Source organism: Demequina soli (assembly GCF_000971195.1).
Lineage (GTDB): Bacteria > Actinomycetota > Actinomycetes > Actinomycetales > Demequinaceae > Demequina > Demequina soli.
Window position 1 is genome coordinate 95,538 of the sequence record NZ_BBLZ01000004.1, and the last position, 20,738, is coordinate 116,275.

Consider the following 20,738-nt stretch of genomic DNA (forward strand, 5'->3'; position numbering starts at 1 on the left):
ATGGCCGAGGCCTTCGACGCGGAGACGATGGGGGGTGTCCCGGACGGCTTCGAGCGTCTGTGGACCCCGCATCGTCTCGCGTACGTCGAGGGCGACCGGCCCGACGACGGCCCCACCGGCTGCCCCCTGTGCCGCAAGGCGGAGGAGGGCGACCGCGAGGCGCTCGTGGTGCACCGGGGCGAGCACTGCTACGTGGTGCTCAACCTCTACCCGTACAACCCGGGCCACCTCATGGTGTGCCCGTACCGGCACATCGCCTGGTACACGGACTGCACGGACGAGGAGCGGGACGAGATGGCCGCGCTCACCCAGCAGGCGATGCGCGTGCTGCGCGAGGTGAGCGGGCCCCAGGGCTTCAACATCGGCATGAACCAGGGGAGCGTGGGCGGCGCCGGCATCTCGGGCCACCTGCACCAGCACGTGGTGCCGCGCTGGGAGGGGGACACCAACTTCCTCCCGATCATCGCGCGGACCAAGGCGGTGCCCCAGCTCCTCGATGACACGTGGCGTCGCGTGAGCGACGCCTGGAGAGAGGACCACTAGATGCTCGGCAGGCTCCGGCCGTACATGGCCGCCCTGTGGCAGGCGCCCGCGCGCCTCCTGCTGTCGAAGGGGATCCATCCCAACGTCATGACGGTGCTCGGCACCGTCGGCGTGGTGCTGGGCGCGGTGCTGTTCTTCCCGCACCAGGGGATCTGGTTCTTCTGGGGCACGCTGTTCATCACGTTCTTCGTGGTGACCGACATGCTCGACGGCACCATGGCGCGCCTGGGCGGCAAGAGCTCGCGGCTCGGCGCGTTCCTCGACTCGACGCTCGACCGCGTGGCCGACGCCGCGATCTTCGGCACGCTCGCGTGGGTGTTCATCGACATCGACCGCTTCACCGCGCTGGGGGCGCTGCTGTGCCTCGCGATCGGCTCGCTGGTGCCCTACGCGCGCGCCAAGGCCGAGGGCATGGGCGTGGCCGCGAACTTCGGCATCGCCGAGCGTTCCGACCGCCTGGTGATCTCCCTGGTCGCGGTCGGGTTCTACGGCCTCGGGCTGTTCCCGCTGTGGGTGCTCACCGCCGCGCTGTGGATCCTCACGGTGCTCGCGGCCATCACGGTCGGCCAGCGGATCTGGGCCGTGGTGCGTCAGGCACGCCTGCACCCCGAGTGGAACGCGCGCCTCGACGGGCAGCCGCAGCCGTACCCGCACGAATGAACGTCTTCCTCGTCGCGTTCCGCGCCTCGCGGTACGCGCCGGTCCCGCTCACCCGTGGGCTGCTGTGGTCGGGCACGATGCTGCAGTGGGCGCGGCGCGCGAAGCCCGCGCGGCGCCTCGAGGACAACCTCCACCGCGTCACCGGGCTCGAGGGACGGGAGCTGCGCGCCCTGAGCCGGAAGGGCATGGCGTCCGCCGCGCGCTACTACGCGGAGACGTTCGAGCTGGGCCGGATGTCCGAGGCGACCGTCGACGCGCGCGTGCGCGTCGAGGACCCGCACGGCGCGCTCGATCGCATCGCGACGGCCGGCGGGCGCGGAGTCCTGGCGCTGTCGCACTCGGGCAACTGGGACCTCGCGGGCGCGTACGCGTGCCGTCACATCGCGCGGGTCGTGACCGTCGCGGAGATCCTCGAGCCGCGAGAGGTGTTCGACGAGTTCGTCGCGCTGCGCGAGGGGATCGGCATGACCGTCCTCGGGCACGAGGGCGGCGTGACGTTCCGCGAGCTCATCCGCATCGGCCGCAGCGCCGACCCGGGCATCATCTGCCTGCTCGCGGACCGCGACCTGTCGGGCTCCGGCGTCGAGGCCGGGATGTGGGGCGAGGGCGTCAAGGTCGCGCCCGGCCCCGCGGCCCTCGCCGTCGCGACGGGCCTGCCGCTCATCCCGGTGCACGTGCGCTACGAGCGCCTCCACGGCCGGCGCCGTCGCGCCGCCCGCTCGCGCTGGGGCGTCGTGCTCCACTTCGGACCCCCCGTCGCGCCGGACGATGCGCCCGCCGACGACCGCGTCGGGCACCTCACCCGGTCCTGGGTACAGTTCATCGCAGCGGGGATCCAGGAGCACCCCGAGGACTGGCACATGCTCCAGCGCTTCGGATGGACGGAGACCGCAGGGTGAGGATCGGGATCGTGTGCCCGTACTCGCTCGACGCCCCCGGCGGCGTCCAGCTGCACGTGCTCGACCTCGCGCAGGCGCTGATGGCGCGCGGCCACGAGGTGTCCGTGCTCGCGCCCGCCGCCAAGGACACCCCCGTGCCGGCCTACGTCTCGAGCGCGGGCCGCTCGGTGCCGATCCGCTACAACGGCTCCACGGCACGCCTCACCTTCGGCCTGATCGCCGCCGCGCGCGTGCGCGAGTGGCTCAAGCTCGGCCACTTCGACGTGGTCCACCTGCACGAGCCGGGCGCGCCGTCGCTCAGCGTGATCGCGATGTGGGCACGGATCGGCCCCACCGTCGCGACGTTCCACTCGTCGCAGTCCGAGTCCGTCGCGATGCGGCTCGCCAAGCCGTGGATCAAGCCCGGGTACGAGGAGCTCGACGCGCGCATCGCGGTGTCGCCCTCGGCCGCCGCGACCGTGCGCGACCACCTGCGCGTCCAGGCGACCCACATCATCCCCAACGGCGTCGACACCACCCGGTTCGTCGAGGCGACCGTGGCGCCGCGGTGGGCGGGCACCCCGGCCGCGCCGACCATCGGCATCCTGGGTCGCCTCGACGAGCCCCGCAAGGGCCTCGAGGACCTCCTGGCCGCGATCCCGGCTGTGCGCGCCCGTCACCCGCACGCGAGGTTCCTGGTCGCGGGCCGCTTCTCCGATCGCATCGCGGCGAAGGCGGCGCGTGCCGGCGCCGAGGTCATCGGCGAGCTCGACGAGGACCAGAAGGCCCGCTTCATGGCCTCGGTCGACATCTACTGCGCACCCAACACGGGCGGCGAGAGCTTCGGCATCGTCCTGGTGGAGGCCATGGCGGCGGGTGCCGCTGTCGTCGCCTCCGACCTCACGGCCTTCCTGGACGTGTCGACGATGGCGGACGGCGGCCACGCCGCCGCGCATCACGCGGTGGGCGACCCGGAGTCGCTGGCCGCGAGCATCACCGCGCTCCTCGACGACCCGGCGGGTCGCGAGGAGCTCGCCGAGCGGGGCCGCGAGTGCGCGGCCGCGTTCGACTGGTCCAATGTCGCGCCTCGCGTCGAGGAGACGTATCGCGACGCCATTAGGATGGACGCCGAGTTCCATCCCCATCCGACGAAGGACGTCAGCACCCCATGAGCACCATCGATGAGACCACGAAGCCCCAGGTGGGGACCGACCTTGTGAAGCGCGGCATGGCCGAGATGCTCAAGGGCGGCGTCATCATGGACGTGGTCACCCCCGAGCAGGCGAAGATCGCGGAGGACGCCGGCGCGGTCGCCGTCATGGCGCTCGAGCGCGTCCCCGCCGACATCCGCGCGCAGGGCGGCGTGTCGCGCATGAGCGACCCGGACATGATCCAGGGCATCATCGAGGCCGTCTCCATCCCCGTCATGGCGAAGGCGCGCATCGGCCACTTCGTCGAGGCGCAGGTGCTCGAGAGCCTCGGCGTCGACTACATCGACGAGTCCGAGGTCCTCACCCCGGCCGACTACACGCACCACATCGACAAGTGGAACTACACGGTTCCGTTCGTGTGCGGCGCGACCAACCTGGGCGAGGCGCTCCGCCGCATCTCCGAGGGCGCGGCGATGATCCGCTCGAAGGGCGAGGCCGGCACCGGCGACGTCTCGAACGCGACCACCCACATGCGCAAGATCCGCGCCGAGATCAAGGCCCTCACGGCCATGCCGAAGGACGAGCTGTACGTCGCGGCCAAGGAGCTCCAGGCGCCGCTTCCGCTCGTGCAGGAGATCGCCGAGACCGGCAAGCTGCCCGTCGTGCTGTTCACCGCGGGCGGCATCGCCACCCCGGCCGACGCCGCGATGATGATGCAGCTCGGCGCCGAGGGCGTGTTCGTCGGCTCCGGCATCTTCAAGTCGGGCAACCCGGCGCAGCGCGCCGCGGCCATCGTCAAGGCCACCACGTTCTACGACGACCCGTCGGTCATCGCGGACGTGTCGCGCGGCCTGGGCGAGGCGATGGTCGGCATCAACGTCGACGAGATCCCCGAGCCGCACCGCCTCGCCGAGCGCGGCTGGTAAGTGTCACGCATGGGCGCCGCGTCGGAGGATCGCATCCACCGTCGCGGCGCCCGCGTGCTGCTCGTCTCCCATGAGGAGAACGAGCCGCGCCTCCTCATGGTGAGGGGGCACGACCCCCACGACCCCGGGCGCTACTTCTGGTTCACGCCGGGCGGCGGCCTCGAGGCGGGGGAGACGATGCGCGCGGCGGCGATCCGCGAGCTCGCCGAGGAGACGGGTCACGTCCTCCTCGACGACGAGCTGGTGGGCCCCGTGTGGCGGCGCACCGCGGTCTTCGACTTCGCGTCGCGGCCGTACACGCAGTTCGAGGAGATCTTCGTCGGGCTGCACGCCCACGCGGCGTCCCGGTCACGGACCGACGCGGCGTGGACCGAGATCGAGCTGGAGACCATCGACGAGGTGGCCTGGCTGACCGAGCGCGAGCTGCGGGAGTCCTCCATCGAGGTGTTCCCGGCGCAGCTGCGCGAGAGCTGGACGTGGTTCCTCGACTGGGACGGCGTCACGCGAGACCTGGGAGAGGTGGACGAATGAGCACCGTCGGTGTGCTGGCCCTGCAGGGAGACGTGCGCGAGCACCTGGCCGCGGCGACGCGGGTCGGGGCCACCGCGGTGGGCGTGCGCCGCCTGTCCGAGCTCGAGTCCGTCGACGCGCTCATCATCCCCGGCGGCGAGTCCACCACGATCGACAAGCTGCTGCGCGCGTTCGACCTCTTCGAGCCCCTGCGCGACCGGATCCACGCCGGGATGCCCGTGATGGGCTCGTGCGCGGGCATGATCATGCTCGCCACCGACCTCGTGGGCGGCATCCACGACCAGCAGAGCCTCGGCGCGATCCCCATGACGGTGCGCCGCAACGCGTTCGGCCGCCAGGTGGACTCCGCCGAGACCGAGCTCGTGTGGGAGCCCGACGGCTCGGTCATGCACGCGACCTTCATCCGTGCGCCCTGGGTCGAGGCGTACGACCCGGCGGTCGAGGTCCTCGCGACCGCCGAGGGCCCCGACGGCTCGCGCCACCCCGTGGCGGTGCGGCACGGCAACGCGATCGCGACGTCGTTCCACCCCGAGATCGCCGAGCCGGGCGCGGTCCACGACGACCGCGTCCACCGCCTGCTGCTGTCGCTGGTCTGAGTCTCGCGCGGAGCGACGTCGCCCTCCGCGCCGCCTCGTGCCCATTGGTACCAATCGCTGGGCGCGCGCCGTGGGTCAGCCCTCGATGCCGGGAGGCGCCTCGCCCGTGACGCCGTCGATGACGTCCCGGTCGCCGAGGTCGGCCCCGAGCGGGACCTTGAGCACGTCCAGGCATGCGTCGCCGGGGTTGCGCTTGGTCGACGTCACCGTGATGGTCACCGTCGCGTCCGTCTCGACCACGGCTGCGACCGGGTCGCCGTTGCACGTGTCCACGTGGACCACCTGGATGTCGCCGCCGTTGGACCAGCCCACGATCGGCATGGGCCCGCGCACCTCGGTCGGCTCGGACGCGGCGCACGCGGCGAGAGCGAGGGCGAGGGCCGGGAGGAACGCGACACTGCGTAGCGGCATGCGGCCACGCTAGCGCGCCCGGCCGGGCCACCGCATCGTCCCTCGCGCTTCGCACTACACTGGACGGGATTCCAGACCGACATTCGACGAGGAGCACACGTGTCCGGGCATTCCAAGTGGGCGACGACCAAGCACAAGAAGGCCGTCATCGACGCCAAGCGCGGCAAGCTGTTCGCCAAGCTGATCAAGAACATCGAGGTCGCGGCCCGCACCGGCGGCGGCGACCTCGCGGGCAACCCGACGCTGTTCGACGCGGTTCAGAAGGCGAAGAAGTCGTCCGTCCCCAACGACAACATCGACCGCGCCGTCAAGCGCGGCTCGGGCCTCGAGGCCGGCGGCGCCAACTACGAGACCATCATGTACGAGGGCTACGGCCCCAACGGCGTCGCGGTGCTCATCGAGTGCCTCACCGACAACAAGAACCGTGCGGCCACCGAGGTGCGCGTGGGCCTGACCCGCAACAACGGCACGCTCGCGGACCCGGGCTCGGTCTCGTACCTGTTCTCGCGCAAGGGCCAGGTGATCGTCTCGAAGGAGGGCGGCGCCACCGAGGATTCGCTCATGGAGGCGACGCTCGAGGCGGGTGCGGAGGAGATCAACGACCTCGGCGACGTGTTCGAGATCATCTCCGAGGCCACCGACTTCGTCGCGGTCCGCACCGCGCTGCAGGATGCGGGCATCGACTACGAGAGCGCCGAGGCGACGTTCATGCCCTCGATGAAGATCGAGCTCGACGTCGACGGCGCCCGCAAGATGCTGCGCCTCATCGACGCCCTCGAGGACTCGGACGACGTCCAGAACGTGTGGGCAAACTTCGACGCGTCCGACGAGGTGCTCGAGGCCGCCCAGGCGTAACGGCCCACGGTAGCGGGGGACGATGCGCATCCTGGGGGTCGACCCCGGCCTCACCAGGTGCGGCCTCGGCGTGGTCGAGTCCGGCGCGGCGCGCCGCGTGACGATGCGCGACGTGCGCGTCGCCACGTCCCCCTCGACCCTCGAGACGCCCGCGCGTCTCGCCCAGATCGCGACGGTCCTCGAGGCCATGCTCGACGAGCATGAGCCCGAGGCCGTCGCGATGGAGCGCATCTTCGCGCGCTCCGACGTCTCGACCATCATGGGCACCGCCCAGGTGTCGGGCGTCATCATGCTTGCGGCCGAGCGCCGCGGCCTGCCGCTCACGCTGTACACGCCGTCCGAGGTCAAGGCCGCCGTCACGGGCAACGGCCGCGCCGACAAGGCGCAGGTCACGTTCATGGTGACGCGGCTGCTCGGCCTCGAGGAGGCCCCGCGCCCGGCCGATGCGGCGGACGCCCTCGCGATCGCCATCGCCCACGCGTGGCGCGGGGGAGCGGCCCCGGCCGGCTCGGGCGCGACCACCCCCGCGCAGCGTCGCTGGGCCGAGGCGGAGAAGGCGGCGCGCCGCAGGGGCTGATCCGGTGATGTCGGGCCCGTCCGCTAGCCTGTTCGCACAGGTGTTCGAAAGGGGATCCGGGTGATCGCGCAGCTCACGGGAACGGTGGCGCACGCGGGGGCGACCTCGCTGGTGCTGGACGTCCAGGGGGTCGGCTACCGGGTGCTGTCGACGCCCGCCACGCTCGGCGAGCTGCGGGCCGGCCTCGACGCGACGCTGCACACCCAGCTGGTGGTGCGCGAGGACTCGATGACGCTGTTCGGCTTCCTCACGTCGGGGGAGCGCGACACGTTCGAGCAGCTGCAGGGCGTGCAGGGCGTGGGCGCCAAGCTCGCCCTCGCGATGCTCGCGGTCCACTCGCCCGAGGCGCTGGCGCACGCGGTCGCCGCGGGCGACCAGAAGGCGCTCACCAAGGTCCCCGGCATCGGGCCCAAGGTGGCCGCGCGGCTGCTGCTCGAGCTCGGCGGGCGGCTCGTGCTGCCCGAGGACGCTCCCGGAGCCCCCGCCGCGGACTCGCGCGGCGAGGTGGTCGAGGCGCTCGTGGGCCTGGGCTACCCGGCCAAGAACGCGCAGGCCGCGGTCGACGCGGTCGCACCCGACCCGATCGAGCCGTCGGCCACGGCGGCCACCCTGAGGGCCGCGCTCAAGCACCTGGGAGGCACGCGTGGATGACCGCGTGGTGGACCCGGACGCCGACGCGATCGAAAGGTCCAACGAGGCGGCGTTGCGGCCGTCCAACCTCGACGAGTTCGTCGGCCAGCGGGTGGTGCGCGAGCAGCTCTCCCTGGTGCTCAACGCCGCCACGGGCCGCGGCACGCCGCCCGACCACGTCCTCCTGTCCGGCCCGCCCGGACTGGGCAAGACCACCCTCGCGATGATCATCGCGGCCGAGCTCGGCGCGACGCTTCGCCTCACCTCCGGCCCCGCGATCCAGCACGCGGGCGACCTGGCCGCGATCCTGTCCTCCCTCGACGAGGGCGACGTGCTGTTCCTCGACGAGATCCACCGCCTCGCGCGGCCCGCCGAGGAGATGCTCTACCTGGCGATGGAGGACTACCGCGTGGACGTGGTGGTGGGCAAGGGCGCCGGCGCGACCTCGATCCCGCTGAGCCTGCCGCCGTTCACGGTGGTGGGCGCGACCACGCGCGCCGGCCTGCTCCCCGCGCCGCTGCGCGACCGCTTCGGGTTCACCGGCCACCTCGACTTCTACGAGGACGACGAGCTCATGGCGATCGTCGTGCGCTCCGCGGGTCGCCTCGGCGTCTCGATCACCCACGACGCGGCGCACGAGATCGCCTCGCGCTCGCGCGGCACCCCCCGCATCGCCAACCGCCTGCTGCGCCGCGTGCGCGACTGGGCGCAGGTGCACGGCACGGGCCGCGCGAACCTCGAGGCGGCGCGCGAGGCGCTCGCCGTGTACGAGGTCGACGAGCGCGGGCTCGACCGGCTCGACCGCGCCGTCCTCAAGGCGCTGTGCACGCGCTTCGCGGGCGGACCCGTCGGCCTGTCGACGCTCGCGGTGACGGTGGGCGAGGAGACCGAGACCGTCGAGACCGTCGCCGAGCCGTTCCTCGTGCGCGAGGGGCTCATGAGCCGCACCCCCCGCGGCCGCATCGCGACCGCGGACGCGTGGCTGCACCTGGGCCTCAAGCCGCCGGCGGACGCCATCGGCGGCGAGTCCGGCGGGCGCCTGTTCGACTGACGGCCGCGGAGGGGCCGCCGCGTGAGACGCGCCGGGACCTGGGGTGTTCCGCGCGGGGTGCCCGGTCCCTCTAGAATCACTCGGGGCTCAAGCGAGCCGTTACCGTGAGGATTCCTGTGGCACGTGTGAAGAACGAGGCGCGTCGTGCGCTGACCTGGCTGGGCGTCATCGTCGTCGCCATCTATGCAACCCTGGCCGTCGGGGTGTGGACCGGGCAGGCGTCGTGGACGCCCAACCTCGCCCTCGACCTGGCCGGCGGCCGCGAGATCGTGCTCGCGCCGACGCTGGCCGAGGGCAGCGACCAGACGGTCGACCAGGCCGACCTCGACCAGGCGGTCGAGATCATCCGCAAGCGCATCGACGCCTCCGGCGTCGCCGAGGCGGAGATCTCCACCCAGGGTCAGAACATCGTGGTGGCGCTGCCGGGCAACCCGTCCGAGGAGACGGTGAACCTGGTCCGCCAGAGCGCCCAGCTCCAGTTCCGCCCCGTGCTCGTCGCCGGCTCGCCGTCGCCCACCACGTCGGCCTCCGCGTCGCCCTCGCCGAGCGCATCGGCCTCCGCCGACGCGTCCGCGTCCGACCCGTCCGCGTCGGCCAGCCCCGAGCCCAGCGCATCGGCCTCCGCGTCCGCCGAGCCCAGCGCGTCCGCCTCGGCGGAGCCCGCCGCGGGCACCGACGCATCGTCCCTCGACTGGGTCACCCCCGAGGTCCAGGCCAAGTACGACGCGCTCGACTGCACCGACCCGGCGAACCTCTCGGGCGTCACGCCCGGCGACCCGGCGAAGGCCGACGCGGTCTGCGACCAGGACGGCCTCGCCAAGTACATCCTCGGCCCCGTCGAGATGGACGGCTCGGACATCGCGACGGCGACATCGGGCCCCGAGTACTCCTCGACCGGCACGCTGACGGGCCGCTACGAGGTCCGCATGGACTTCACCAAGGCGGGAGCTAAGACGTTCGCCGAGATCACCGGCCGCATCAAGGACCTCGAGTCGCCGCGCAACCAGTTCGCGATGGTGCTCGACGGCGTGGTCATCTCGGCCCCCTCGGTCTCGACCACCATCTCCGGCGGTCAGGCGTCCATCACGGGCAACGGCATCACCAAGGACTCGTCCGAGCAGCTCGCGAACCAGCTGAAGTTCGGCGCGCTGCCCATGACCCTCGAGGTGCAGTCCGACCAGCAGATCTCCGCGACGCTCGGCGCCGACCAGCTCCACAAGGGCCTCATCGCGGGCCTCATCGGCCTCGTGTTGGTGGTCATCTACTCGCTGATCCAGTACCGGGCCCTCGGCCTGGTGACGGTCGGCTCGCTCGTGATCTCCGGCACCATCACGTACGGCCTCATCGCGCTGTTGTCGTGGGGAATCGGCTACCGCCTGTCCCTCGCCGGCGTCGCGGGCCTCATCGTCTCGATCGGTGTGACGGCGGACTCGTTCATCGTCTACTTCGAACGCGTGCGTGACGAGCTGCGCGAGGGCCGCACCCTCAAGGCCGCGATCGACCACGGCTGGCGCCGCGCCCGCCGCACCATCCTGGCCTCCGACGCGATCAACCTGCTCGCGGCCGTGGTGCTCTACATGCTCGCCGTCGGCGGCGTGCGAGGCTTCGCGTTCACGCTCGGCCTCACGACGCTCGTCGACATCGCCGTGGTGTTCCTCTTCACCCACCCGATCCTCATGCTCATCGCGAAGCGACCGTTCTTCCGCGACGGGCACAAGTGGTCGGGACTCGACCCGCGCCAGCTGGGCCGGGACACCATGTACAAGGGCCGCGGCCGCGTCAAGAGCGCCGGCGAGCCCACGCTCGCGGAGCGCAAGGCGGCCGCCGCGCTGGCGGGTGCCCCCGCCTCCACCGATGCCGATGCCGATGCCGACGCCCCGGCCGACGCCCGCCCCGAGGGGGAGGAGAAGTAATGAAGCTCAACCTGGCTGAATGGGGCAACAAGCTCCACTCCGGCGAGAAGACCTACCCGATCGTCCAGCAGCGCAAGCGCTGGTTCATCGTCTCCGGGGTCCTGGTCGCGCTCTCGCTCGCGCTCATCCTCATCAAGGGCCTCAACCCGGGCATCGACTTCGTCGGCGGCACCGAGTTCCAGGTCACCGGCACGTCCACCACCGACACCTCCATCGCGGAGCAGGTCGTCGCGCAGGAGGCGCCCGGCGAGACGCCCCGCGTGACCGTGCTCGGCTCGGACGGCATCCGCGTCCAGATCGGCGTGGTCGAGGGCCCGGTCGCGCAGTCCATCACCGCCGAGCTGGCCAAGGGCTACGACGTCCCCGAGGCGCAGGTCAGCTTCACGCAGATCGGCCCCACGTGGGGCGCGTCGGTCGGCAAGGCCGCGATCCAGTCGCTGATCGTGTTCCTCGTGCTGGTCGCGATCGTGATGTCGCTGTACTTCCGCGCGTGGCGCATGTCGGCGGCGGCGCTCGTCGCCCTCGCGCACGACCTCATCATCACCGCCGGCGTCTACGCGCTGTCGGGCTTCGAGGTCACGCCCGCGTCGGTGATCGGCTTCCTCACCATCCTCGGCTACTCGCTCTACGACACGGTCGTGGTGTTCGACAAGATCCGCGAGAACACCGCGAACCTCACGTCGCAGCACCGCTACACCTACGACGAGCTCGCCAACCTGGGCCTCAACCAGACCCTCGTGCGCTCGATCAACACGTCCGTGGTCGCCCTGCTCCCGGTCTCCGCGATCCTCTTCATCGGCGCGTGGGTGCTCGGCGCCGGCACGCTCAAGGACATCTCGCTCGCGCTGTTCGTCGGCATGGCGGTCGGCACCTACTCGTCGATCTTCGTCGCGACGCCCGTCGAGGTCGCGCTGCGCGACGGCGAGGAGCGCATCGCGGAGCACACCAAGAAGGTCCTCGAGCTGCGCGCGTCGGGCCAGACCGACGTCGCGATCAACGACGAGGGCGAGGTCCGCGTGGGCGCCGTGACCAAGGGCGCCCACCAGGGCGCGGCATCCCAGCCGCGACGCAAGAACCGCAAGGCCTGACCCGGCCCGACGGAAGGGGGACGATGCGGTGGCCACCGCATCGTCCCCCTTCCGTCGTTCCCGGGGTCGGGGGAGCGCGCTACCAGGGAGGTCACCCGTTGTCGGGGTGCGCGGATAGACTGGCCGCCTACCAGCCTCGGAGGTGCGCGTGACAGAGACCCGTCCGTCGACCGGCACGCTCGGGCTCGGGTTCCTGCGCCGCGGCAGCCGTGAGGCCAGCGCGATCGACGGCGTGCTCGACACGTACCGCCGGATGTATCCGCGCGGACGGACCGGGCTGATCGAGCGCGCGTACAAGGTCGCCGAGGAGGCGCACCGGGGGCAGGCGCGCAAGTCGGGCGAGCCGTACATCACGCACCCCATCGCGGTCGCGCAGATCATCGCGGACCTGGGGCTCACCGACACGGTCATCGCGGCGGCGCTGCTGCACGACGTGGTCGAGGACACCGAGTACCCGCTCGAGCGGATCACGGAGGAGTTCGGCGACGAGGTCGGGATGATCGTCGACGGCGTCACCAAGCTCGACAAGGTCAAGTACGGCGACGCCGCGCAGGCCGAGACGGTGCGCAAGATGGTCGTGGCGATGGCCAAGGACATCCGCGTGCTGCTGCTCAAGCTGTGCGACCGCCTGCACAACGCGCGCACGTGGAAGTACGTCTCGCCCGAGTCCGCGCGCAAGAAGGCGCAGGAGACGCTCGAGATCTACGCGCCGCTCGCGCACCGCATGGGCCTCAACGCCATCAAGTGGGAGCTCGAGGACCTCAGCTTCCAGACGCTGTACCCGAAGATCTACCAGGAGATCGTCGACGTCGTCACGGACCGCGCGCCGGAGCGCGAGAAGTACCTCGCGCAGGTGCGCGCCGAGATCGAGAAGGATCTCAAGGCGATGAAGATCAAGGCGGAGATCACCGGCCGCCCCAAGCACTACTACTCCGTGTACCAGAAGATGATCGTCCGGGGCCGTGACCTCAACGACATCTACGACCTGGTGGGCATCCGCATCCTCGTCGAGACGGTGCGCGACTGCTACGCGGTCCTGGGCGCGATGCACGCCCGCTACCAGCCCGTCCCGGGCCGGTTCAAGGACTACATCGCGATGCCGAAGTTCAACCTGTACCAGTCGCTCCACACGACCGTGATCGGGCCGACCGGCAAGCCCGTCGAGCTGCAGATCCGCACGTACGACATGCACCGTCGAGCCGAGTACGGCCTCGCGGCGCACTGGCGCTACAAGGAGAACGCGAAGACCGGCCAGCGCGCCACGGGCGACGCGGGCGACATGGGCTGGCTGCGCCAGATCGCCGACTGGCAGCAGGAGACCGCGGACCCGTCCGAGTTCCTCGACAGCCTGCGCGGCGAGATCTCCAAGGCCGAGGTCTACGTGTTCACCCCGCGCGGCAAGCTGCTGTCCCTGCCGCAGGGCGCGACCCCCGTGGACTTCGCGTACGCCGTCCACACCGAGGTGGGCCACAAGACCATCGGCGCGAAGGTCAACGGCCGCCTGGTGCCGCTCGACTCGACGCTGGAGAACGGCGACACGGTCGAGGTGCTCACCACCTCCGACGAGAACGCGCACCCCAAGCGCGACTGGCTCGAGTTCGTGCAGTCCACCCGCGCGCGCAACAAGATCCGGCAGTGGTTCACGCGCGAGCGCCGCGAGGAGTCGATCGAGACCGGTCGCGACATGCTCGCCCGCGCGATCCGCCGCCAGCAGCTCCCGATGCAGCGCCTCATGAGCCGCCCCACGCTCCTCGCCCTCGCGAAGGAGATGCACTACGAGGACGTCGACTCGCTCTACGCCGCCATCGGCGAGCACAAGGAGCAGGCGTCCGACGTGGTAGTGCGGATGGTGGAGGCCGTCGGCGGCCAGGAGGGCGCCGACGAGGACATCACGGAGATCACCCGTCCCGGGCTGCCGGCGCAGCGCACGCCCGCGCGCCGCGGGGATCCGGGCGTCGCGGTGCACGGCCTCACGGACGTGGTGGTCAAGCTCGCGCGCTGCTGCACCCCGGTGCCCGGCGACGCGATCCAGGGCTTCGTCACCCGCGGCCAGGGCGTGTCCGTCCACCGGGCCGACTGCGACAACCTCGCCCAGCTCAAGAGCCAGAGCGAGCGGCTCATCGACGTCGAGTGGACCGGCCACAACGCCGGCACGTTCCTGGTGCAGATCGAGGTCGAGGCGCTCGACCGCAACCGCCTGCTCTCGGACGTCACCCAGGTGCTGTCCGACCACCACGTCAACATCCTGTCCGCGAACGTGTCGACCAACCGCGAGCGGGTGGCGATGTCGAGCTTCGTGTTCGAGATGGCGGACCCGTCGCACCTCGGCGCGATCCTCAGCGCGGTGCGCCGCATCGACGGCGTGTACGACGCGCGCCGCATCACCAACACCAAGCGTCACTTCTGAGGCGTCGCCGCCCCCACGACGGCGCGCACGAGCGAGTCGAGCCGCGCGAACCCGGCCCCGTTCGCGGGGTCGCAGGCCAGGGCGGCCAGCAGGTCGGCCGGGACGATGCGCCCCTCGCGCAGGCCCCGCACCGCCGCCGGGAGCGCATCGCCGGGGTCCTCCCAGCGCAGCGCGTCCACGCACGCGCGCGGCGGGGGAGCGAGCGCGAGCCCGCTCGGGGTGCGGATCCCGAGCCTCGCGGTCACGCCCGAGTGGAGCATGACGAGCGCGCCGGGAGGCCGGTAGAGCCCGCGCAGCCCGACGGCGTGCCACGCGAGCGGCGGCGCGGTCAGCCAGCCGTGGACCCAGAGCGCGGCGAGGCCGGTCAGCACCACGTGGCCGGGCACCCGGGGTGCGGCGGCGAGGGCACGCAGGCCGGGGGAGTCGGGCACGTCGATCGGGCGCGCCGTCCCCGGGGTGAGGGGCGCGATCGCATGGTCACGCGCCAGGCGCGCGTAGGCGAGCCGGCCCACCTCATCGGCGCGCAGCAGGATCACCGCTTCAGGGTCGCTCGCGGAGCCCCGGCGGCGCGAGGGGGTGTGGATGGCGCCCGCGCGCCCGCCCGCGCGCCCGCCCCGTGACCTCTTCCCACACATGAACTGCAGTGGCGCCACCTCTGGTCGAGGTTTGCGACGCGAAGTGCATCGGGCGAGCGTTCACATGCCGGTCGCCGTGTGGGAAGCGGTCGGCGCGTCCCCGCGGGCATGCAGAAGCGCCCCGCCACCAACGGTGACGGGGCGCCCTGAAGGGATCCGGCCTAGGAGAGGCCCTCGATCTGGGTCAGCCACGCCTTGCGGGCGGCAAGCGACTCCTCGAGCTTCTTGGTGTCCTTGCCCTTGGCCTTCGCCTCGGCGATCTCGTCCTCGATGCCGGCGATCGCGGAGTGGAGCTGCGCGGCCGCACCCGAGGCGCGGGCCTCGAGCTCGGGGTTGCGCGAGTTCCACTCGGCGTCCTCGGCGTCGCGCACGGCCTTCTCGACCACGCCCATGCGCTTGGCGAGGCGTGCGGCGTCGGCGCGCGGCACGCGTCCGGCGGCCTCGAAGCGGTCCTGGATGGGACGCAGCGCCTGCTTGGCGGCGGCCAGGTCCTTGATCGGCAGGATCGCCTCGGCCTCGACCACGGCGGCCTCCTTCGCCTCGACGTTGCCCGACAGGGCCTCGTCCTCGGCGTCGGCAGCACCCCGACGGGCCTCGAAGAACGCGTCCTGGGCGGCCTGGAACCGCTTCCACAGCGCATCGTCCACCGAGCGGCGGCCGCGGCCGGCGGTGCGCCAGTCGTTCATGAGGTCGCGGAACCCGCGGGCGCCGCGGTCCCAGTCGGTGGTCTCGGCGAGCTGCTCGGCGCGCGCGACGAGGTCCTCCTTGCGCGTCGCGACGTCCGAGTTGGAGCGGTCGAGCTCGGCGAAGTGGTGCTTGCGCGCCTTCTCGAAGGCGGAGCGGGCGTGCGTGAAGCGGGTCCACATGGCGCGCTCGGCGTCCTTGGGGATGCGGGCGCCGGAGCGCTGCGCCTCCTTCCACTGGTCGAGCAGGCCGCGCAGCGCGGCGGTGTCGTTCTTCCAGTGGACCTGGTTCTCGGGCTTCGCGGCGAGGGCCTCGGCCATCGCGACGATCTCCTCGCGCGCGGCCACCGCGGCTTCGCGGGCGACGCGACGCTCCTCGTGGATGCGCGCGCGGACGGTCTCGGCCTCGGCCTTGACCGCGCCGTAGCGCTCGGCGAGGGTCTCGAGGTCGCCCACGACGCTCGGCGGCGTGAGCACGCCCTCGATCGACGTGATCGAGTCGTCGATGTCCTTGGGCGAGAGCTCCGCGGAGGACAGGCGTGCGTGGAGGCGCTCGACGGCGGCCTCCAGCTCGAAGAACGCGTGGGCGTAGGCCTCGAGCGCGGCGTCGTCGGCGGCCTCGCCGACCTCGACCCGCTCCTCGGCGATGATCACGTAGGCCTTGCCGTCCTCGACGAGGCCGTGCGCGAGGGCCTCCTCGAAGCGCTCCTGCGGGACCTCCGACGCGACGGGCACGACGACGACCGGGTGGGTCGCCTGCTTGGCCACGGCGGCGGGGGAGGGGGCCTTGAACGCGCCCGGCTTGGGAGCGCGGGGACGCGGGGCCTTCGCCGCGGGTGCGGCGGGTGCCTCGGCGGCGGGGGTCTCCTCGGCCACGGGGGCCTCGGCATCGGGAGACTCGACTGCTGCGTCGGCGGCGGGCGCGGCGTCCTCGGAGGCGACGGGCGCCTCCTCCGCGGCGGCGTCGGCCACCTCGGGAACGGCCGCGACCTCGGTCTCGGGGGTGGGCTGGGGCGTGGCCTGAACGGCCTCGGTCTGCGACGCCGCGGCGTCGGGCGACTCGGTCATGAGACGGATACCTCGTTCACGATGACGGACATGGCCGGAGGACCGTCGGTGTCCCCGGTGATGGTGCCTGCTTCGGCAACACGCCCCACCTTATCGGTCCCGGAGGTCAAGTGGCCGAGCACGGTGTAGCCGCCCGCCTGGTCGGCGGGGATGGTGGAGTCCTGGTAGACGATGAAGAACTGGCTCCCCATCGAGCTGCCATCGCCGGAGGCGCGTGCCATCGCGACCGTGCCCGCGGGGTAGACGTCGTCGCCGGGCGCGTTCTCGACCGGCCCGAACCGGTAGGCCGGGCCGCCGGTGCCGTCGCCGCGCGGGTCGCCGCACTGGAGCACGTAGATGCCTGCCGTGGTCAGGCGGTGGCACTGCGTCCCGTCGAAGAAGCCGTCCTCGGCGAGCTTGACGAAGCTCGCGACCGCCTGCGGTGCGTCCTTGCCGTCGAGCGTCAGCTCGAGGTCGCCCTGGTTGGTCGCGATGGTCGCGTCCCAGGTGCGGTCCGCGGCGTAGGACGGGTCCGGCGGCGCCGGCGACGCGGCCCAGCCGGACGCGACGGTCACGCCGTAGTCGTCGCTCGCGCTCGGCGTGGGGGTGGACGATGCGGCGGCCGCGCCCGCGTCGGACGTCCTGTTCGCGTGCATCGCCGCGAGCAGCACGGCGAGCCCGCCGCCCAGCACCAGCGCGACGGTCAGCACGATCGCCGTGATGCGGATGACGCGCTCACGGTGGCGCTGCTTGGCGGCGATCCTTCCCTCGTACGCGTGCTGCTTCCGCGCCGCGTTCGCCTTGGCCTGCTTCTTGGTCGTCATCGGGCCTTCCTCGTCCGGGCGATGTGCCAGGTCAGTCTAGGTGGGCGGCATGCGGAACAATGGCGGGCATGGCACGCGTGCAACCCCTCTCCGGATTCCCCGAATGGACCCCGCAGGAGCGCCTCGTCGAGGCGCATGTGATCGGCACCCTCCGCGAGGTGTTCGCGCTGCATGGCTTCGGCGAGATCGAGACGCGCGTGGTCGAGCCCGTCGAGCGCCTCGCGGGCGACTCGGACGCGTCCAAGGAGATCTACGCGATCGGCCGCCTCAACGCCGATCCCGACGCTGACCGCAAGGAGGCCAAGCTGGGCCTCCACTTCGACCTCACGGTGCCGTTCGCGCGCTATGTCGAGGAGAACCAGGGTCGCCTGCAGTTCCCGTTCCGCCGCTACCAGATCCAGAAGGTGTGGCGCGGGGAGCGTCCGCAGGAGGGCCGCTTCCGCGAGTTCTACCAGGCGGACATCGACGTGGTCGGCCGGGACACCCTGCCCGAGCACCTCGAGGCAGAGGTCGCGATCGTGATGGCCCGCGCGCTTCGCGCCCTGCCGCTCCCGCCCGCCCGCATGCACCTCAACAACCGCGGCCTGGTCGAGGGCTTCTACCGGGGCGTCGGCATCGTCGACGTCGCCGGCGCGCTGCGCAGCGTCGACAAGCTCGACAAGATCGGCCCCGACGGCGTGCGCGAGGAGCTCCACGGCAAGGGCGTGAACCCCGAGGCCGTCGACGCGATCCTCGAGCTCGCGGCCATCCAGACCCCGGACGGCTCGTTCGTCGACCTGGTAGAGGCGCTGTGGGACCACAGCCCGATCGTCGAGGGGGCGGACGATGCGCGCGAGCAGTTCGATCGCGGCGCCCGGTCGCTCGCGGCGCTCGTGGACGCGGTCAACGCCGCCGTGCCCGAGACGGCGATCGCGGACCTGCGCATCGCGCGCGGCCTCGACTACTACACGGGCGCCGTCTACGAGACGGTGCTCGAGGGCCACGAGGACCTCGGCTCGATCTGCTCCGGCGGCCGCTACGACTCGCTCGTCGCGGGCGGCGGCTTCCCCGGCGTGGGCATGTCGATCGGCGTGAGCCGCCTCGTGAGCCGCATGCTCGGAGCGGGCCTCGCGACCGCGTCGCGCTCCGTGCCGCAGGCCGTCCTCGTGGCGGTCACCGACGAGGAGCACCGCGCCGCCTCGACTGCGATCGCGGACCGCCTGCGCACGCGCGGCATCCCGACCGAGGTGTCCCCGAACGCCGCCAAGTTCGGCAAGCAGATCCAGTACGCCGACCGCCGCGGCATCCCGTTCGTGTGGTTCCCCGCGGCCGGCGATGGCACCAGCCCTGACGGCGAGGTCAAGGACATCCGCTCGGGCGAGCAGACGCCCGCAGACGCCGACGCCTGGGTGCCCCCGACCGAGGACCTGAACCCGCGCATCGTCCGCGGCTAGACTGAGACCCGCTCTTCACAACCCCGCGCTACCCGCGCGTAAGAAAGGCAAGCAACTTGCTCCGCACGCATCTCGCTGGAAACCTGCGCGCCGCCGACGCCGGCGCCACCGTCACCCTCGCCGGCTGGGTGGGCCGCCGCCGCGATCACGGCGGTGTCGCGTTCATCGACCTGCGTGACGCCTCGGGTCTCGCGCAGATCGTGATCCGCGAGGAGGTCGCGCACGCGCTGCGCACCGAGTACGTCATCCAGGTCACCGGCGAGGTGCGCCTGCGCCCCGAGGGCTCGGCGAACCCGAACATGCCGTCGGGCGAGATCGAGGTGTCCGTCACGGACGTGACGATCCTCAACGAGTCGGCGCCCACGCCGTTCCCGATCGACGAGCACGTCACGGTCGGCGAGGAGGCGCGCCTCAAGCACCGCTACCTGGACCTGCGCCGCCCGCAGCCGCGCGCGAACATCGTGCTGCGCTCCGAGGTGAACAAGGCCGCGCGTCGCGTGCTCGAGCGCAACAGCTTCCTCGAGATCGAGACCCCGACCCTCACGCGCTCCACCCCCGAGGGTGCCCGCGACTTCCTGGTGCCCGCGCGCCTGTCGCCCGGCTCCTGGTACGCGCTCCCGCAGTCGCCGCAGCTGTTCAAGCAGCTGCTCATGGTGGCCGGCATGGAGCGGTACTACCAGATCGCCCGCTGCTACCGCGACGAGGACTTCCGCGCGGACCGCCAGCCCGAGTTCACGCAGCTTGACATCGAGATGAGCTTCGTCGACCAGGACGACGTGATCGCGCTGGGCGAGGAGCTGGTGCGCGAGCTGTGGGCGCTCATCGGCTACGAGGTCCCGCTGCCGATCCCGCGCATCACCTACAACGACGCGATGGCGCGCTTCGGCTCCGACAAGCCCGACCTGCGCTTCGGGCTCGAGCTCACGGAGCTGACCTCCTACTTCAAGGAGACGCCGTTCCGCGTGTTCCAGGCGGAGTACGTCGGCGCGGTCGTCATGCCGGGCGGCGCGTCGCAGCCCCGCAAGACGCTCGACGCGTGGCAGGAGTGGGCCAAGCAGCGCGGCGCCAAGGGCCTCGCGTACGTGCTGGTCCAGGAGGACGGGACGCTCGGCGGCCCCGTCGCCAAGAACCTGTCCGAGTCGGAGCTCGCCGGCCTGGCGGCCGAGGTGGGCGCCAACCCCGGCGACTGCATCTTCTTCGCCGCCGGCAAGACCGGCCCGTCGCGCGCGCTGCTCGGCGCCGCGCGCAACGAGATCGCGCGCCGAGTCGGCCTGATCGACGAGGACCGCTTCGAGTTCTGCTGGGTGGTCGACGCCCCGCTGTTCAAGCCGGTGGACCTCGAGGACGACGACGTCGCCCTCGGCCACTCCGCCTGGACCGCCGTGCACCACGCGTTCACGAGCCCCAAGCCGGAGTTCATGGACACGTTCGACACCGACCCGGGCCCGGCGCTCGCCTACGCCTACGACATCGTCTGCAACGGCAACGAGATCGGCGGCGGCTCGATCCGTATCCACCGCCAGGACGTGCAGCAGCGTGTGTTCAAGGTCATGGGCATCGGTGACGAGGAGGCCCAGGAGAAGTTCGGCTTCCTGCTCGACGCGTTCCGGTTCGGCGCCCCGCCGCACGGCGGCATCGCGCTCGGCTGGGACCGCGTGACGGCGCTGCTGGCGAAGGCGGACTCGATCCGCGACGTCATCGCGTTCCCGAAGTCGGGCGGCGGCTACGACCCGCTGACCGCCGCTCCCGCGCCCATCACGCCGGAGCAGCGCGCCGAGGCCGGCGTCGACTTCGTCGCCGAGGACGAGGCTGAGGAGACCGTCGAGGCGTAAGCCTCCTCACCGTGCGTCGCGAGGGCGGGATCCCTGAGGGGTCCCGCCCTCGTCGCGTCTCCGCCCC

Annotated in this window: 20 protein-coding genes; 16 read left to right on the forward strand and 4 right to left on the reverse strand. The window is 72.0% G+C overall.

What is annotated here, in order from left to right:
* The 7 genes from AOM04_RS09530 to pdxT are packed head-to-tail and all read left to right on the forward strand — an operon-like array spanning nt 1 to nt 5,285.
* Entirely contained in the window at nt 1–543 is a 543-nt protein-coding gene (locus tag AOM04_RS09530) for an HIT family protein (protein WP_062464552.1), read from the forward strand.
* On the forward strand, nt 544–1,203 hold the full coding sequence (gene pgsA, locus AOM04_RS09535) for a phosphatidylinositol phosphate synthase (RefSeq protein ID WP_062464553.1): 660 nt from the start codon (nt 544–546) through the stop codon (nt 1,201–1,203).
* Complete coding sequence (locus AOM04_RS09540; protein ID WP_062464554.1) at nt 1,200–2,102, forward strand: phosphatidylinositol mannoside acyltransferase; 903 nt, start codon at nt 1,200–1,202, stop codon at nt 2,100–2,102. Before pgsA ends, AOM04_RS09540 begins: the two co-directional genes overlap by 4 nt.
* Nucleotides 2,099–3,253, forward strand: coding sequence for a glycosyltransferase family 4 protein (locus tag AOM04_RS09545; protein WP_169816434.1), 1,155 nt, complete (start codon nt 2,099–2,101; stop codon nt 3,251–3,253). Before AOM04_RS09540 ends, AOM04_RS09545 begins: the two co-directional genes overlap by 4 nt.
* The gene (gene pdxS, locus AOM04_RS09550; RefSeq protein ID WP_062464556.1) at nt 3,250–4,158 is read left to right on the forward strand and encodes a pyridoxal 5'-phosphate synthase lyase subunit PdxS; all 909 of its coding nucleotides are present in this window, start codon (nt 3,250–3,252) and stop codon (nt 4,156–4,158) included. Before AOM04_RS09545 ends, pdxS begins: the two co-directional genes overlap by 4 nt.
* A 9-nt stretch (nt 4,159–4,167) precedes the next feature.
* On the forward strand, nt 4,168–4,689 hold the full coding sequence (locus tag AOM04_RS09555; protein WP_062464557.1) for an NUDIX hydrolase: 522 nt from the start codon (nt 4,168–4,170) through the stop codon (nt 4,687–4,689).
* Nucleotides 4,686–5,285, forward strand: a complete 600-nt coding sequence (gene pdxT, locus AOM04_RS09560) for a pyridoxal 5'-phosphate synthase glutaminase subunit PdxT (RefSeq protein ID WP_062464558.1) — start codon at nt 4,686–4,688, stop codon at nt 5,283–5,285. The genes AOM04_RS09555 and pdxT overlap by 4 nt, the downstream gene beginning before the upstream one ends.
* 75 nt (nt 5,286–5,360) lie before the next feature.
* On the opposite strand, the gene AOM04_RS09565 is transcribed toward pdxT, so the two are convergent.
* Nucleotides 5,361–5,696 carry a hypothetical protein gene (locus AOM04_RS09565; RefSeq protein WP_062464559.1) on the reverse strand — a complete coding sequence of 112 codons (336 nt, stop codon included), beginning with the start codon at nt 5,694–5,696 and terminating at the stop codon, nt 5,361–5,363.
* Nucleotides 5,697–5,795: 99 nt separating this feature from the next.
* On the opposite strand from AOM04_RS09565, the gene AOM04_RS09570 reads away from it, so the two are divergent.
* From AOM04_RS09570 to AOM04_RS09600, 7 genes are all read left to right on the forward strand, one after another.
* Nucleotides 5,796–6,551, forward strand: a complete 756-nt coding sequence (locus tag AOM04_RS09570) for a YebC/PmpR family DNA-binding transcriptional regulator (protein ID WP_062464560.1) — start codon at nt 5,796–5,798, stop codon at nt 6,549–6,551.
* 22 nt (nt 6,552–6,573) lie between these two features.
* Nucleotides 6,574–7,128 (forward strand): crossover junction endodeoxyribonuclease RuvC, encoded by a 555-nt coding sequence (gene ruvC / locus AOM04_RS09575; protein ID WP_062464561.1) that lies wholly within the window; start codon nt 6,574–6,576, stop codon nt 7,126–7,128.
* A gap of 60 nt (nt 7,129–7,188) precedes the next feature.
* Nucleotides 7,189–7,779: a Holliday junction branch migration protein RuvA gene (gene ruvA, locus AOM04_RS09580; protein ID WP_062464562.1), complete on the forward strand. Its 591-nt coding sequence runs from the start codon at nt 7,189–7,191 to the stop codon at nt 7,777–7,779.
* Nucleotides 7,772–8,809 carry a Holliday junction branch migration DNA helicase RuvB gene (gene ruvB, locus AOM04_RS09585; RefSeq protein ID WP_062464563.1) on the forward strand — a complete coding sequence of 346 codons (1,038 nt, stop codon included), beginning with the start codon at nt 7,772–7,774 and terminating at the stop codon, nt 8,807–8,809. The genes ruvA and ruvB overlap by 8 nt, the downstream gene beginning before the upstream one ends.
* A gap of 116 nt (nt 8,810–8,925) precedes the next feature.
* Complete coding sequence (gene secD, locus AOM04_RS09590) at nt 8,926–10,722, forward strand: protein translocase subunit SecD (protein WP_228373677.1); 1,797 nt, start codon at nt 8,926–8,928, stop codon at nt 10,720–10,722.
* Nucleotides 10,722–11,810 (forward strand): protein translocase subunit SecF, encoded by a 1,089-nt coding sequence (secF, locus tag AOM04_RS09595; protein WP_062464564.1) that lies wholly within the window; start codon nt 10,722–10,724, stop codon nt 11,808–11,810. Before secD ends, secF begins: the two co-directional genes overlap by 1 nt.
* A gap of 148 nt (nt 11,811–11,958) precedes the next feature.
* Nucleotides 11,959–14,217, forward strand: coding sequence for a RelA/SpoT family protein (locus tag AOM04_RS09600; RefSeq protein WP_228373678.1), 2,259 nt, complete (start codon nt 11,959–11,961; stop codon nt 14,215–14,217).
* Here AOM04_RS09600 and AOM04_RS09605 read toward each other — a convergent pair.
* The 3 genes from AOM04_RS09605 to AOM04_RS09615 all read right to left on the reverse strand — a co-directional run bounded on the left by AOM04_RS09605 (nt 14,208) and on the right by AOM04_RS09615 (nt 17,406).
* Nucleotides 14,208–14,753 carry a hypothetical protein gene (locus AOM04_RS09605; protein WP_062464566.1) on the reverse strand — a complete coding sequence of 182 codons (546 nt, stop codon included), beginning with the start codon at nt 14,751–14,753 and terminating at the stop codon, nt 14,208–14,210. The genes AOM04_RS09600 and AOM04_RS09605 overlap by 10 nt on opposite strands.
* 260 nt (nt 14,754–15,013) lie before the next feature.
* Nucleotides 15,014–16,603, reverse strand: coding sequence for a DUF349 domain-containing protein (locus AOM04_RS09610; protein ID WP_062464567.1), 1,590 nt, complete (start codon nt 16,601–16,603; stop codon nt 15,014–15,016).
* Nucleotides 16,600–17,406: a peptidylprolyl isomerase gene (locus AOM04_RS09615; RefSeq protein WP_062464568.1), complete on the reverse strand. Its 807-nt coding sequence runs from the start codon at nt 17,404–17,406 to the stop codon at nt 16,600–16,602. The genes AOM04_RS09610 and AOM04_RS09615 overlap by 4 nt, the downstream gene beginning before the upstream one ends.
* A gap of 68 nt (nt 17,407–17,474) precedes the next feature.
* Here AOM04_RS09615 and hisS point away from each other — a divergent pair, with 68 nt between their 5' ends.
* Together hisS and aspS are read left to right on the forward strand one after the other, a co-directional pair.
* The gene (hisS, locus tag AOM04_RS09620; RefSeq protein WP_062464569.1) at nt 17,475–18,839 is read left to right on the forward strand and encodes a histidine--tRNA ligase; all 1,365 of its coding nucleotides are present in this window, start codon (nt 17,475–17,477) and stop codon (nt 18,837–18,839) included.
* A gap of 56 nt (nt 18,840–18,895) precedes the next feature.
* Nucleotides 18,896–20,671 carry an aspartate--tRNA ligase gene (aspS, locus tag AOM04_RS09625; protein WP_062464570.1) on the forward strand — a complete coding sequence of 592 codons (1,776 nt, stop codon included), beginning with the start codon at nt 18,896–18,898 and terminating at the stop codon, nt 20,669–20,671.
* Nucleotides 20,672–20,738 lie beyond the last annotated feature (67 nt).